Source organism: Citreicoccus inhibens (assembly GCF_019039035.1).
In the GTDB taxonomy this organism is placed as follows: domain Bacteria; phylum Myxococcota; class Myxococcia; order Myxococcales; family Myxococcaceae; genus Citreicoccus; species Citreicoccus inhibens.
Genome location: NZ_JAHNZT010000011.1, coordinates 11672 through 25754, shown reverse-complemented (window position 1 = coordinate 25754; position 14083 = coordinate 11672). Strand labels below are relative to the sequence as shown.

General features: G+C 71.3%; 10 protein-coding genes. 5 read left to right on the top strand and 5 right to left on the bottom strand.

What is annotated here, in order from left to right; all coding sequences use genetic code 11:
• Positions 1 to 9: 9 nt before the first annotated feature.
• From KRR26_RS15410 to KRR26_RS15400, 3 genes are read right to left on the bottom strand one after another with little or no spacing between them, the layout of a single operon-like run.
• Entirely contained in the window at positions 10 to 1392 is a 1383-nt protein-coding gene (locus tag KRR26_RS15410; RefSeq protein ID WP_120207907.1) for a sigma 54-interacting transcriptional regulator, read from the bottom strand.
• A 23-nt stretch (positions 1393 to 1415) separates the two neighbouring features.
• Positions 1416 to 3665 (bottom strand): hypothetical protein, encoded by a 2250-nt coding sequence (locus KRR26_RS15405; protein ID WP_217080191.1) that lies wholly within the window; start codon positions 3663 to 3665, stop codon positions 1416 to 1418.
• 27 nt (positions 3666 to 3692) lie between these two features.
• The gene (locus KRR26_RS15400) at positions 3693 to 6080 is read right to left on the bottom strand and encodes an FdhF/YdeP family oxidoreductase (protein ID WP_217080190.1); all 2388 of its coding nucleotides are present in this window, start codon (positions 6078 to 6080) and stop codon (positions 3693 to 3695) included.
• Between the two features lie 208 nt (positions 6081 to 6288).
• On the opposite strand from KRR26_RS15400, the gene KRR26_RS15395 reads away from it, so the two are divergent.
• The 5 genes from KRR26_RS15395 to KRR26_RS15375 all read left to right on the top strand — a co-directional run bounded on the left by KRR26_RS15395 (position 6289) and on the right by KRR26_RS15375 (position 12063).
• Positions 6289 to 7311 (top strand): BON domain-containing protein, encoded by a 1023-nt coding sequence (locus tag KRR26_RS15395; RefSeq protein WP_217080189.1) that lies wholly within the window; start codon positions 6289 to 6291, stop codon positions 7309 to 7311.
• A 157-nt stretch (positions 7312 to 7468) separates the two neighbouring features.
• Positions 7469 to 9124 carry a urocanate hydratase gene (gene hutU, locus KRR26_RS15390; protein WP_120207900.1) on the top strand — a complete coding sequence of 552 codons (1656 nt, stop codon included), beginning with the start codon at positions 7469 to 7471 and terminating at the stop codon, positions 9122 to 9124.
• Positions 9125 to 9132: 8 nt separating this feature from the next.
• Entirely contained in the window at positions 9133 to 9861 is a 729-nt protein-coding gene (locus tag KRR26_RS15385) for a hypothetical protein (protein ID WP_120207898.1), read from the top strand.
• A gap of 4 nt (positions 9862 to 9865) precedes the next feature.
• A complete protein-coding gene (hutI, locus tag KRR26_RS15380) occupies positions 9866 to 11131 on the top strand; it encodes an imidazolonepropionase (protein ID WP_120208214.1) in 1266 nt (421 codons plus the stop codon).
• 86 nt (positions 11132 to 11217) lie between these two features.
• Positions 11218 to 12063 carry a class II glutamine amidotransferase gene (locus tag KRR26_RS15375; protein ID WP_120207896.1) on the top strand — a complete coding sequence of 282 codons (846 nt, stop codon included), beginning with the start codon at positions 11218 to 11220 and terminating at the stop codon, positions 12061 to 12063.
• A gap of 3 nt (positions 12064 to 12066) precedes the next feature.
• Here the strand turns inward: KRR26_RS15375 and tsaE are convergent, their stop codons facing one another.
• Together tsaE and KRR26_RS15365 are read right to left on the bottom strand one after the other, a co-directional pair.
• Complete coding sequence (tsaE, locus tag KRR26_RS15370; RefSeq protein ID WP_199723840.1) at positions 12067 to 12552, bottom strand: tRNA (adenosine(37)-N6)-threonylcarbamoyltransferase complex ATPase subunit type 1 TsaE; 486 nt, start codon at positions 12550 to 12552, stop codon at positions 12067 to 12069.
• A complete protein-coding gene (locus KRR26_RS15365; RefSeq protein ID WP_217080188.1) occupies positions 12549 to 14081 on the bottom strand; it encodes an NAD(P)H-hydrate dehydratase in 1533 nt (510 codons plus the stop codon). Before KRR26_RS15365 ends, tsaE begins: the two co-directional genes overlap by 4 nt.
• Positions 14082 to 14083 lie beyond the last annotated feature (2 nt).

The following is a 14083-nucleotide window of genomic DNA, read 5'->3' as shown; positions in this document are numbered from 1 at the left end:
CAACCGGCGCTACACCTTGAGGCCGTGCCGACGCAGGAGCCGGTAGAGGTACACCCGGTCCATGTCCGCCGCCGCCGCCGCTACCGCCACCTTGCCCTGGTGCAGCGCGAGGAGCCCATCCAGGTACTCGCGCTCGAAGGACTCCAGGGCCCGGCGGCGTGCTTCCGCGTAGGGCAGCTTGGGATCGATCGCCGTCGGCGCGACTCCTGGCGCGGCGCCCACGTCCTCGGACGATGGCGGCATGGCGTCCTGGAACACCAGACAGCGCTCCAGGTGATTGCGCAGCTCACGCACGTTGCCGGGCCACGCGGCGCGCTGGAGCTGCGCGACGAAGTCCGGGGCGGACAGCGACTCCACCTGCGCGGGCGTCGCGCCCAATGATGCCAGGATGCGCTCGGTGATGAGCGCGATGTCCTCGGGTCTCTCTCGCAGCGACGGGATGAGGATGCGCACCACCGCGAGCCGGAAGAACAGGTCCGAGCGGAAGCGCCCCCCGTTCACCTCGGCGCGCAGGTCCCGGTTCGTGGCCGCGATGACGCGCACGTTGACCGGCTGATACGTGTTCGAGCCCAGCCGACGAATCTCCCCCTCCTCCAGCACCCGCAACAGCTTGGGCTGAAGCTCCGCGGGCAGCTCTCCAATCTCGTCGAGGAAGATGGTGCCCCCATCGGCCTCCTCGAACGCACCCACGCGGCGTTGCAGGGCCCCCGTGAAGGCGCCCTTCTCGTGACCGAACAGCTCGCTCTCCAGCAGGTTCGCGGGAATGGCGCCACAGTCCAGCGTGAGGAACGGCCCCGCGGCGCGCGCGCTGGCGCGATGGATGGCCAAGGCCGCGCGGCTCTTGCCCGTGCCCGTCTCGCCCTCCAGAAGCACCGTGGCGTCGCTCGCGGCGGCGCGCTCCATGAGGGCGAAGCTCACCCGCGCGACCACGGACGTGCCCACCAGGTCCCCAAACACGGGGCGCTCGGAGATGAGCAGGCGGTTGCTCTCGGGGCTGAAGTCGAAGCGGACGCTGACGCGCCCCAGGCGCAGCACGCTGCCGCCGCGCAGGAACGCTTCGCGCACGTGCACGCCGTCCAGGATGGTGCCGTTGCGGCTGTCCAGGTCGCGCACCCGAGCCCCATCGCGATCCACCTTCACCTCGCAGTGGAAGCGCGACACAGTGGGCTCCTCGATGACCAGGTCATTGAGGGCGTGTGAGCCCAGCGAGTACGTGTCCGCGCTGGACTCGCGGAAGAACCCTGGCTCCGGGCCCTCCAGCACCGTGAACCGGAAGCGCCGGACCGCGCCGGTGGCGCCGGGTCGCCGGGTCCCGACAGGCAACGTCTGCTGCGGATCCTCGGAGCTGGAGGCAGGGCGCGCGGAACCAGAGGGCCGCTCGGGGGGAGTCATGTCCCCGCTACGCTAGCACCGCTTCAGCCCCGGAGGTTCAGCTCAACCAGGAAGTCAGGGCCGCCCTCCTCCACCGTGGCTTCATCCATCGCCTGCGGTCGCTCGTCTCCCGTCCACAGGCCCAGCAGGTCGTAGATGAGCCACGGCGCGAGCCCTCTCGCCACCCGCTGCGCCGGCTCGCGAGGCAAGCCCGTCAGTGAGCCCTGCGCCTCCATCACGCCGCGCGCCAACTTCGCGGGGACCACCCAGCACTCAGGTCGCACGAACGCGGGCACCAGCAACAGGCAGAAAGCGGACTCCGTGCGCGCCAGGAGCGCGTCCACACGCTCGCGCGCGAGCCGGAACGTGGGCAGCCACTGGCCCTCGCCCCGTTGCTCCAGCCGCGCCACCTGCATGCGTGCGACGCGGCGCGTGCGCACCATCCCCGCCATCTCGGCGGTGACGACGAAGGCAAGCTCCACGCTGTCGTGCTCCTGCTCGGGCACGGGGGCCTTGCGCCGCACGGTGAAGCCCAGCTCCACCGGCACGGGCTGACCATTCGCGAGCAGGGACGACACGTCCGCGCGGATCCGCGCGAACTCCTCCTGAATGCCGGACAGCAGGTGGGCCACCAACTCCTCGGGCGGCTCGCGGAAGCGCTCCGCGTAGCGCAGCGCGAACTCGGACTCCACGCGGCCCACCGCGCCGAGGAGCAGCTCCTCCAGGTCGCGATCCCGCAACCACGTGCGGCCCCCCATCGGCACGGCGCGCGTCGCGTGCAGATGGCGCAAGGCCTCCGTGAGCGTGGCCGGAGTCGCGGGCTCCGTCGGCGCGAGGGGCTTCGTCCCCTTCCCCACGCCACCCTGGAACCAGTTCTGGAGCGCCAGCGCACGGAAGCGAGCGCGAGGCGACGGATGCTCCAGGAAGCGCCGCACCAGACGTCGATCCGTCGCGGTGCGCGCCAGCCCCAGCACCGTCAGCTCCGCCTCGGACGACGCCTCATCCGGGGCACACCACAGGAAGAACTCGATGGCCGCCTTGCGCAGCACCGGCTTGCGGCCCATGCGCACCGCCACCTGCTGCCGCCACGCCGCCAGCTCATCGAGGCCTGGGCGCGCGCCGGCGCGGAAGCGAGGCCACAGCTCCGCGCACTCGTCCGCCAACCAAGACAGGTGGACGAAGCCGGGCAGCTTCTCCATGCGAGCCCGCGCGCGGCCCCGGCGCTCGAACGCCTCCGGAACCCCGCGCCGCACGGCCGCGCGGAACAGGCGCTCCTCCAGCCACAGGATGGTGAGGGCCAGGCCCGGCTCGTTCTTGCGCAGCGTGGCCTGACAGTGATCCAACACGAAGCGCGCGTGATGGAGATCCGCCGCGGCCTCCAGGTCGCTCTGCACGAGCGCCCCCAACGCCCCTCGGAGTCCATCCACCGGAGAGGAGTCGAACAGCGTCAGCAGCTCGCACAGGTTCTCCACCACCGCCTGCGGCCCACCCACCTCTACCGTGCGCGCCAACAGCATGCCCGCGCGCGAGCACCAGTCCGGCTCCTTGCGACCGTTCGGATAGCACGCGAGGAAGCCACGCATGCCGCTGCGGCCCTCGGGCGACATGGCCAGCGCGAACAGTCGCTCGCCCAGCACTTCACTGGCCTCGGCCCACGGGATGCGCGCCGCGCGAGTCCGGATGAAGTCCGCCAGCCGATCCCGTCCCTCCTCACGCGTGTCTGGCAACAGCGTGCGCAGCTGCTCCAGCAGACCCACGGACTTCACGCCCGTCCCGAGCACCTGCTTGAGGTCCACCTCCACCACGTCCTGGAAGCGCAGCGCTCGACCATCGAACGTACACGGCACACCTTCGACGAGCGCGAGCAAGGACTCCGGATGTCGCCGCAGATAACGCGTGAGCACGGTGGACATGGACGCGTCCGTCTCGCGCCGCACGCGCAACGCTCCACCGCCGTCTCCCGCGGCGATGAGCGCGTGGACCGCCTCGGCCTGCCGCGCGAGGAGCTGCCGCAGCAGTCCCGCGGGAGGCTCGGCGTAGGGCCACAGCAGCTCGCTGCACGTGGACACGAGGAACAACAGCTCCCCGGACGTCCGCTCGCCCGGAGACAGCCGAGCCCACGCGGCGGCCTGCGCCTGGGTGCGCTCCTCCAGCGACGCGCCGCGCACCCATTGCGCGAACGTCTCTCGCCAACCGGCGCTCGCGTCCACGGCTTCCGCGGGCGAGACCTGGGCGACCTGCTCATAGAGGGACCGGATCGACTCCGGCCACCCGCTCTCAACGAACGACGACATGGGACCTCGGATGCATCACCCCGTGCCTCAAGGGCTCACGCCCGCGACCAGCGCGGGGGCATCCACGCTCGGCGACAGGGTGATGACCACGGACTTCGACGTGGGGGTGCGGCTCTTCTCCGCAAAGCTGTCGAGCGGCACCAGAACGTTGGCCTCGGGAAAGTAGGTGGCGGCGCAGCGCCGGGGGATGTTGTACGGCACCACCACGAACCGGCGCGCCACGCGTGTCTCGCCCTGGAAGTGGCTCGTCAGGTCCACCCACTGGCCCGCTTCGAACCCCAGGTCCTTCACGTCCCCGGGGTGCAGCAACACCACGCGCCGCCCGTCTCGGATGCCTCGGTAGCGGTCATCCAGGCCGTAGATGGTCGTGTTGTACTGGTCATGCGTGCGCAGCGTCATCATGAGGAGCTGACCGGGCTCCAGGCGCAGCCGCGGCATCTCATGCACCGTGAAGTGCGCCTTGCCGCTGGCGGTGGTGAAGCGCCCCTCACGCGGCCCGTTCGGCAGGGCGAAGCCCCCCGGCTCGCGTACGCGCGTGTTGAAGGACGTGAACCCCGGGATGCAGCGCGAGATGAGGTCGCGCACGCGGTCGTAGTCCTCCACCAGCCACGTCCACGCCACCCTCGAGCGAGCACCGAGCACCGCCTGGGCCAGCCTCGCCACCAGCGCGGGCTCGCTCAGCAGGTGCTCCGACGCGGGAGGCACCGCGCCGCGCGACGCGTGCACGATGCCCATGGAGTTCTCGACGGTGACGAACTGCGCACCGGCCACCTGGACGTCCCGCTCGGTGCGGCCCAGGCACGGAAGGATGAGCGCGCGCCGGCCGTGCACGAGGTGCGCGCGATTGAGCTTGGTGGACACATGCACCGTGAGGCGCGTGCGCCGCAGGGCCTCAGCGGTCCGCTCGGTGTCGGGCGAGGCGGACAGGAAGTTGCCGCCGAGCGCGAAGAACACCCTCACCTGCCCCGCGAGCATCCCGTGCAGCGTGGCCACGGTGTCGAGCCCCGAGTGGCGCGGCGGCTCGAACTGGAACTCCCGCGCCAGGGCATCCAGGAACTCGGGCTTGGGATGCTCCCAGATGCCCATGGTGCGATCGCCCTGCACGTTGCTGTGGCCGCGCACCGGACACAGGCCCGCGCCCGGCTTGCCCACGCCGCCCCGCAGGAGCGCCAGGTTGACGATCTCCTGGATGTTGGCCACCGCGTTGCGGTGCTGCGTGAGGCCCATGGCCCAGCACCAGATGGCTCGCTCGGAGCGCGCGAGGATCTCCGCTGCGGCGACAATCTGATCGCGCGGCACGCCGCTCTGCTCGACCACGTCATCCCAAGAAACCGCGCGCGCGTGGTCGGCGTACGCCTCGAAGCCGAGCGTCTTCTCGTCGATGAAGCCGCGCGCCACCACCGACCCCGGCCGCGCGTCCTCCATCTCGAACAGGGCCTTGGCCAGTCCCTGGAAGAGCGCCACGTCGCCGTTGATGCGCACCTGGAGGAACAGCGTGTTGATGGCCGTGCCCGGCCCGAGGAGCCGCAGCACCTCCTGCGGGTGCTTGAAGCGGTTGAGGCCGGTCTCGGGGAGCGGGTTGATGCTGACGATCTCACACCCGCGCCGCGCGGCGGCCTGGAGCGCGGAGAGCATGCGCGGGTGATTGGTACCGGGGTTCTGCCCCACGACGAAGATGGCCTGCGCCTGCTCGAAGTCCTCCAGCGTGACGGTGCCCTTGCCAATGCCCACCGTCTCCGTGAGCGCCCGGCCACTGGACTCGTGGCACATGTTCGAGCAGTCCGGCAGGTTGTTCGTTCCGTACTGCCGCACGAAGAGCTGGTAGAGGAACGCGGCCTCGTTGCTCGTGCGCCCTGACGTGTAGAAGCACGCCTCGTCGGGTGAGCCCAGCGCGTTGAGTTCCTCGGCGACCAACGCGAAGGCCTCGTCCCAGGAGATGGGCGCGTAGTGCGTGGCGCCCTCGCGCAGCACCATGGGGTGCGTGAGCCGACCGGCCTTGCCCAGCCACAGGTCCGACTGGTGCGACAGCTCCGCCACGCTCCAGTTCGCAAAGAACTCGGGCGTCACGCGCGCGCGCGTCCCCTCTTCCGCGACCGCCTTCGCGCCGTTCTCGCAGAACTCCGCCACGGAGCGGTGCGCCTTGGGGTCCGGCCACGCGCAGCCCGGGCAGTCGAAGCCGTGCTCCTGGTTCACCTGGAGCAGCAGCTGGGTGCCGCGCACCGGGCCGGCCTCGCTGAACACGTGGCGCATGGCCGTGACCACCGCGGTCATGCCGCCGGCCACGGTCTCCACCGGGCGCACGTCAGGCGGATGGGTCTCCTCGGGAGGCTGGGCGCTCGGCAGCACGGGCGCCAGCACGGCCCCGGGAGCCGGCGCGGGCCGAGTCTGTCCCTCCATCTGCTGCACGTCCGCCATGAACCGCCCTCCCAGAAACCCGTGCGCGCGACCGTTCCGCCGCCGCCCGGGCGGGCGCAATCCTACCGCGCCCGAGGCGCGAGGTGACGCCCGAGGATGGTCCTTCCTCCGTCTCCCCCCACCCACCCCACGTTGCCGTCACCTCCCATCGGCACGAACGTCTTGGAGCGGAGTGCGACAGCGCACGGCACCCCGAGGAGGCGGCGCGATGAGCGGCAGGCACCACGACGGCAAGCGCAAACGAGGCCATGGCCCCAAGGGGCGCAAGCACGAGCGGCCCGGGGAGGGGCTGTCCGGCGGGTGGGAGGCAGCCCGAGCGGGCGACCCCCTCGCCCATGAGTCTCCGCTCCTGGGCCGGGCCCACCGCGACGCGGCGCACTACCTGGACGACGCCCGGGACGAGGCCCGGGACCGGCGGGTCCACGCGGGGGACTGGGACTCGGATCCGGATCGCCAGGGCGAGTCCCGGGACTTCGCCTGGGACCGCGACGAGCGGTATCTGGCCCGCGATCACGACACGCGCGAGTTCGACCTGGACCAGGACTTCCACGTCGCCGCGCAGGACCTGGACCGCGCGCGTCCACCGCCGCGCCACTTCGACCCCTACCGCGAGAGGGATCGCCGCGCGCGCGAGTTCGAGCCCGAGCAGAGCCTCCGCCGCCCCGGCTTCAGCCCGAGCGGCTCCTTCCACGAGCTCCCCCCCGAGCCGCCCCCGGGCCGCCATCGAAGAGGACCACCGCGCCGCGCTCGAGGGGGGGCTCCGCTCCCGGAGCAAGACGTTCGATATGGCGGCACCGAGCCCGGCCCCCACGGCCCCGGCCGCGAGAACATGGCGCCTCCGCAGATGGGCTACTGGACCAGCCCCTCGCGCCCGCAGGACCACGAGTTGGGGCACGGCGGCTACCTGGGGCGAGGCCATGTGCCGCGACCCGCGGGGCGCGGGCCTCGGAGCTACACGCGCTCGGACTCGAGGATCCGCGAGGAGATCTGCGAACGCCTGATGCGCGAGTGGATGGACGCCAGCGAAGTGGACGTCCACGTCGAGGCCGGCGAGGTCACCCTGCGCGGCACGGTGAGCAGCCGTGACGAGAAGCGCGCCATCGAGGATGTGGCCGACGGGGAGCTGGGGGTGAAGGACATCCACAACCACCTGCGGATCCACCAGGCCGACCACGCCTCGGAGCCCACCCCGCCCCCGGCCCCGGAGGACGCCCACCGTCCGTCGAGCTGAGGTCCCCTGGGACCACCGGTCCATGTCCGCCCGCGTCACGATTCAGTGGCGCGGGCTCCCACCGCGTCGTGGAGCAAGAGACACCCCCGCCCTGGAGGGCTTCGGGTAGTGTGCCGGCCCTCGACTTGTCCGAGCCCCCGGCTCCAGGAGTCTTCGCATGTCCCGCGTCATCCGCGCCCCCCGTGGCTCCACCCTGTCCTGCAAGGGCTGGGTCCAGGAGGCCGCGCTCCGGATGTTGATGAACAACCTCGATCCCGACGTGGCCGAGCGCCCCGAGGATCTCGTCGTCTACGGCGGCACGGGCAAGGCCGCGCGCGACTGGCCGTCGTTCGACCGCATCGTCTCCAGCCTCCAGAACCTCACCGACGACGAGACGCTGCTCGTGCAGTCCGGCAAGCCCGTGGGCGTGCTGCGCACCCACCCGGATGCGCCCCGCGTGCTCATCGCCAACTCGAACCTCGTGGGCCGCTGGGCCAACTGGGAGCACTTCCACGAGTTGGAGAAGAAGGGCCTGATGATGTACGGCCAGATGACGGCCGGCTCGTGGATCTACATCGGCACGCAGGGCATCCTGCAGGGCACCTACGAGACCTTCGCCGCCGCCGGTCGCCACCACTTCGGCACCGATGACCTGGCCGGCCGCCTCATCCTCTCCGGAGGTCTGGGGGGCATGGGCGGCGCGCAGCCGCTGGCCGCCACCATGAACAACGCCGTGTTCCTCGGCGTGGAGATCGACCCCACGCGCGCCCGCCGCCGCGTGGAGACGCGCTACCTGGACGTCGTCGCCAAGGACCTCGACGAGGCGCTCGCGCTGGCCAAGGACGCGATGCAGCGGCGCGTGGGCAAGTCCATCGGCATCATTGGCAACGCGGCGTCGGTGTTCCGAGAGCTGTACCGCCGCGGAATCAAGCCCGACCTCGTGACGGATCAGACGAGCGCGCATGATCCGCTCAACGGCTACATCCCCACGGACCTGTCGCTGGAGGCCGCGCACGAGCTGCGCCAGCGAGATCCGCAGGAGTACGTCCGACGCGCGCGCGAGTCCATGATGATGCACGTGGACGCGATGAACGACTTCCAGCGCGCCGGCAGCTTCGTCTTCGACTACGGCAACAACCTGCGCGGACAGGCGCAGCTCGGCGGAATGACGGACGCGTTCGAGTTCCCCGGCTTCGTGCCCGCCTACATCCGCCCGCTGTTCTGCGAGGGCATGGGGCCCTTCCGCTGGGTGGCCCTGTCCGGAGACCCCGAGGACATCCGCCGCACCGACCGCGCCGTGCTGGAGCTGTTCCCGCACAAGGCCTCGCTCAAGCGCTGGCTGGACATGGCGCAGGATCGCATCGCGTTCCAGGGTCTGCCCGCGCGCATCTGCTGGCTGGGCTACGGCGAGCGCGCCAAGGCGGGCCTCGCGTTCAACGAGCTGGTGCGCAAGGGCGAGGTGAAGGCGCCCATCGTCATCGGGCGCGATCACCTCGACTGCGGCTCGGTGGCGTCGCCCAACCGCGAGACGGAGGCCATGAAGGACGGCACGGACGCGGTGGCGGACTGGCCCATCCTCAACGCCCTGGTCAACGCCGTGAACGGCGCGTCCTGGGTGTCGTTCCACCACGGCGGCGGCGTCGGCATGGGCTACTCGCTCCACGCCGGTCAGGTCATCGTCGCGGACGGCACGCCCGAGGCCGCGCGGCGCATCGAGCGCGTGCTCACCTCGGATCCCGCCATGGGCGTGCTGCGCCACGCGGACGCGGGTTACACCGAGGCGGTCGACGTCGCCAAGGAGCGCGGCGTGAAGATCCCCGGCATCACGCTCTGAGACACGGCATGACTCCCCCGAACGTCCGAAACTGCCTGGCGGTCGCCTGCGCGCTCACGACGCTCGGGGGCTGCGCGCCCACCACCCTGGGCCCGGCCGTGATGCGGCTGGGCCCGGGCAACCCCGACGCGCGGCTCTTTCAGTTGGGCATCCGCTCCGGGCCCCGGCTGAGCGCGTCCCTCAACAGCACCTCCACCACGCCGTTCCGCGGCGACACCAGCACCCTGGCCACGCAGCAATGGGGGCTCGCCTACGACGCGGCGGTGACCTTCCCACTCTCGGAGCGGCTGTCGCTGCACGCGGGCGCGCAGGGCGAGGTGACGCCCGTGACGGTGCCCATGCCCGGCTACGGCGTCTATGCCGGCGCGTCGTACTATCTGGGGACGGAGCGCGTGGGCCTGGGACCCGCCCTGTCCGTGCGCGGAGCCTCGGACTTCGGCCTCACGGGACGAGGTGGCCCCGGCAGCATGATTGGCGCCGAGGCGACGTGCGCGCTCGCCCTTCAGCCCGAGCCCGGCGTAGCGCTGGGCCTGGTGCCCTTCTTCAGTTGGAACCAGACGTTCGCCCGCGAGGCGACCTCTACCTGGGCCGTGTACTACGGCGCCGTCGTGGCCGCGCGCGTGACGCTGGGCCGCGGCGCCAACCAGATGGAGATCTCCGGTGGCTTCGGGCGCACGCGCCTGGGCACGGGAGATTCCTGGAACGTTCCCATCGTGGGCGTGCGAGGCGCCCGCTGAGGCCCTGACCATGTTGGACCTGCTCGTTCGCAACACCTCCGAAGTCCTCACCGTCGAAGGCACGCACCGCGAAGCGGCCGAAGCGGCGCTCACCCCGCGCCCTTTCGCCTGCGTGGGCCTGCGTGCGGGCCGCGTGGCCTATGTCGGCCCCGAGTCGGACCTGCCCGCTGACGCCATCGGCCCCGCCACCGAGGTGGTGGACGCAGAGGGCGGCTTCGTGGGCCCCGGCTTCGTGGACCCGCACACGCACCTCGTCTTCGCGGGCGAGCGCTCCGCCGAGTTCGACCTGCGCAACCAGGGCGCCACCTACCTGGAGATTGCTCGCGCGGGAGGAGGCATCGCGAACACGGTGCGCAACACGCGCGCCGCCAGCGAGGAAACGCTCATCCAGCTCGCGCTGCCGCGAATCGAGCGGCTGTTGTCGTTCGGCGTGACGACGGCGGAGGTCAAGAGCGGCTACGGGCTGTCCGTGGAGCACGAGCTGAAGATGCTGCGCGTGGTGCGCCGCCTGGGCACGCACACGCCCATGGAGCTGGTGCCCACGCTCCTGTGCGCGCACGCGGTCCCCGAGGAATACAAGGGCCGCCGCGAGGACTACCTGGAGCTGTGCATCCGCGACATCCTCCCCGCCGTGGCGCGCGAGGGGCTCGCGCGCTTCTGCGACGTCTTCACCGAGGACAGCGCCTTCACCGTGGACGAGTCCCGCCGACTCCTGCTCGCGGGCCGCGCGCTGGGCCTCGTCCCGAGGCTCCATGCGGATCAGCTCACCGCCATGGGCGCCTCGCAGCTCGCCGCCGAACTGGGCGCCGCCAGCGCCGACCACCTGGAGCAGATCACCGACGAGGGCATCCGCGCGCTCGCCGCCGCGAACGTCACTGCCTGCCTCGTGCCCACCTCCACCCTCTTCCTGCGCATGCGCCCCTACGCGCCCGGCCGCAAGCTGCGCGACGCCGGCCTCAACGTCGCGCTGGGCACCAATGTCAATCCGGGCTCGTCCATGACGGAGAACCACGCGCTCGTCCTAGGACTCGCCTGTCTGGAGAATGGATTGAGCGCGGCCGAGGCCTACTGGGCCGCCACGCGCGGCGCGGCGCAATGCTTGGGACTCCAACAGCATGGCCGCCTGGCCGTGGGGGATGCAGGCGACCTGGTGGTGTTTGGCTGTCCCAGCTACCGGCACCTGCCCTACCATCTGGGCATCAACCACGCGCGAGTGGTGGTGAAGAGTGGACAGGTGGTGCATCGCGCGCGGATGAGTTCCTGTCAGTAAGGGGCGACGCGGAGGCCGCGCCGTCCGCCGGACGACAGGGCGGGACTATCCGCCCACGTCGGCCGTTATAAGTACCAACTGCCGCCATGTGCCGACTCTTTGGAATCCGCTCCGCAGTGCCCGCCGCCGTCCACTCCGCGTTGGTGACGGAGAAGAACTCGCTGCTCCGGCAGTCCCGTGAGCACAAGGACGGATGGGGCATCGCCGCCTACGGCCCCGAGCCGCTCCCTCACGTGGAGCATGGCGTGGGCGCCGCGTTCAACGATCCGGACTTCGAGCGCGTCTCCAGCGGCGTCTCCGCGCGCACCGTGGTGGCCCACATCCGACTGGCCAGCGTGGGCACGGTGCAGCTGAGCAACTCCCATCCCTTTTCGTTCGAGCGCTGGTCCTTCGTGCACAACGGCACGCTGCGCGAGTTCGCCCAGCACCAGTCGGCCATCGAGGCGCACATCCGCGCGGACCTGCTCGCGCAGATCAAGGGCACGACGGACAGCGAGCGCTGCTTCTATCTCTTCCTCACCCGGCTCTCGCAGCGCGTCTCGCTGGGCGGTTCGGTGGGTTTGGATCAGGTCGCGGGCGCGCTCGCCGAGACGATGAGCCTGGTGGCCTCCATCACCGACGTCCCGGGCAACGAGCCCAAGTGCCGCTCGGCCATGAACTTTCTCGTCACCAACGGCGAGGTGATGGTCGCCACGCGCCGCAACCGCACCCTGTTCATGTCCGCGGGACCGCGCAGCTGCTTCGGCTCCGGACAGGCGCCCGCGCCCGGCGCGGCTCTGGAGCAGTTCATCGTCTCCAGCGAGTCGCTGTGCGGCGGTCCGCACTGGCTGCCGCTGGAGGAAGAGGACGTGGTCGGCGTGGACCAGGGCCTCGTCTTCCGCAAGTGGAAGGTGCAGGAGCTGGCGGTCCGTCCCGCGACGCAGCACTCCTGAGGATCAGCCCTCCTCGGCCCACCATTTCTCCAACAGCGCCGTGGGCCGCTCCCCGAACGCCTCGGCGGTGAGCGTCCGCGCATCGTCGCCCGCGTGGCCGAGCGTCACGCGCAGGTACTCGCGCGGCGCGGCCTCGGGGATGCGATCCAACCACTCCACCAGCACCGCGCCGTCGTTGCCCACCACGTCCAGGAAGCCCGTGGCGTACAGCTCGTCGTAGTCCGCGAGGCGGTAGAGGTCCGCGTGGTACAGCGGGATGCGGCCCGCGTAGGGATAGACAATGGCGAACGTGGGGCTCGCCACCTCGGAGCGAGCCACCCCCGCTCCCTCGGCCACGCCGCGCACGAGGTGCGTCTTGCCCGCGCCCAGGTCGCCGATGAGTCCCACGAAGTCACCAGGGGCCAGCAGCTGGCCCAGCCGAACCCCCAACCGGTGCGTCTCCTCCGGCGACGCGGACACGCGCGTGCGCACCTGCCGTGCCGCGGTCATCGTCCCCACCTCACCCAGACCTCACAGAGTCCCTTGAGCAAGTCCGTGGCGATGAGCCCGAGCTGCCCGCGCCGCGCCGCCACGAGGTCCCCCGCCAACCCGTGCGCGTACACGGCGGTGCACACCCCGCTCGACACAGGCAGCCCCTGCCCCAGCAGCGCCCCGCAGACACCTGACAGGACATCGCCTGAGCCCCCCGTGGACATGCCCGGGTTGCCCGTGGGGTTCATGAACACGCGGCCCCCGGGCTCGGCGATGAGCGTCCGCGAGCCCTTGAGCACCACCGTCGCGCCCGATGAAGCAGCCAGCCGATGTGCCACATCCAAGCGGTGCTCCTGGACCTCGCGAGTCGACTGCTTCAGCAAGCGCGACATCTCTCCCGGATGTGGCGTGAGGACCACCGGACCGCGAGCGCGCCGCAGCACGGAGAGGTCCTCGGCTACGGCATTGAGCGCGTCCGCATCGAGGACAACGGGCACCTCCACGCGCGACAGCAACTCGCCAATCAAGGCCGCCGTTTGAGGCCCCCGGGCAATCCCTGGCCCCATCACGAGCGCGTCCTTGCCCTCGGCGGCGGCCAGCAGCGCGTCCAGGTCTCCGAGCCCCAACGGCCCCTCGGCCTCCAGCGCCTCACCCATGATCTCCGGTGCGTGCGCGAGCACATGCCCCAACGCGGAGGGACGCGTAGCCACCGTGACGAGCCCCGCCCCGCTGCGCAGCGCCGCCAGGGCCACCATCGCCGCGGCCCCCGTCTTGCCGGGGCTCCCCGCCACCACGAGCACGTGGCCATAGGTGCCCTTGTGCGTGTCCGCCCGGCGCACGGGCAAGGACTCGCGAGCATCGGACTCTTCCAGCCACAGCAGCTCGGGACCGGACACCGACTGGGCCACCGCGCTGCCCATCCCGATGTCCACGCGCCGCACGTCGCCACATCGCGCCGCGCCAGGCTCGAAGAGCTGGCCCGGCTTGAGGAAGCCAAACGTCACCGTCACGTCCGCCTCGACACACGGCGAGAACGCCTCGCCCGTGTCGCTGCGCAGCCCCGAGGGCACATCCGCCGCCACGACCGTCGCGCCCGCCTGACGCCACCGCGCCAGCACCTCGATGGCCGCGGCGAACGCGCCACCCGGCGCGCGGCTGAGGCCCGTGCCGAACAGCGCATCCACGGCCACATCGCCCGTTCGCAGCGCGGGCATCGTGTCCAACAAGGTCGGCTCCACGCCGAAGCCCCGGAGCGCCTCGAGGTTGCGTCGCGCCTCGGGCGTGAGCTTCGCGACGTCACCCACCCGCGCGACCAGGACTTGCGCCCCACTCGCCCGAAGGAAGCGGGCCGCGACCAGCCCATCCCCACCATTGTTGCCCGGACCGCACACCACCACCGCGCGCCCCGTGGGAGCGAGTAGCTCGCGAACCACCTCCGCGAGCCCTCGGCCCGCGTTCTCCATGAGGAGACCCGAGGGCATGCCGTGGTGCTGCTCGGCGGCCTGTTCGGCCTGACGCATCTGCTCGGCGGTGAGGACTCGCAGCATGG

Excerpts from the sequence above, each read along its gene's own strand:
- hutU (WP_120207900.1), top strand. The coding sequence starts at position 7,469 with ATGTCCCGCGTCATCCGCGCCCCCCGTGGCTCCACCCTGTCCTGCAAG.
- tsaE (WP_199723840.1), bottom strand. The coding sequence starts at position 12,552 with ATGACCGCGGCACGGCAGGTGCGCACGCGCGTGTCCGCGTCGCCGGAG.
- KRR26_RS15405 (WP_217080191.1), bottom strand. The coding sequence starts at position 3,665 with ATGTCGTCGTTCGTTGAGAGCGGGTGGCCGGAGTCGATCCGGTCCCTC.
- KRR26_RS15400 (WP_217080190.1), bottom strand. The coding sequence starts at position 6,080 with ATGGCGGACGTGCAGCAGATGGAGGGACAGACTCGGCCCGCGCCGGCT.
- KRR26_RS15375 (WP_120207896.1), top strand. The coding sequence starts at position 11,218 with ATGTGCCGACTCTTTGGAATCCGCTCCGCAGTGCCCGCCGCCGTCCAC.
- KRR26_RS15395 (WP_217080189.1), top strand. The coding sequence starts at position 6,289 with ATGAGCGGCAGGCACCACGACGGCAAGCGCAAACGAGGCCATGGCCCC.
- KRR26_RS15385 (WP_120207898.1), top strand. The coding sequence starts at position 9,133 with ATGACTCCCCCGAACGTCCGAAACTGCCTGGCGGTCGCCTGCGCGCTC.
- KRR26_RS15410 (WP_120207907.1), bottom strand. The coding sequence starts at position 1,392 with ATGACTCCCCCCGAGCGGCCCTCTGGTTCCGCGCGCCCTGCCTCCAGC.
- KRR26_RS15365 (WP_217080188.1), bottom strand. The coding sequence starts at position 14,081 with ATGCTGCGAGTCCTCACCGCCGAGCAGATGCGTCAGGCCGAACAGGCC.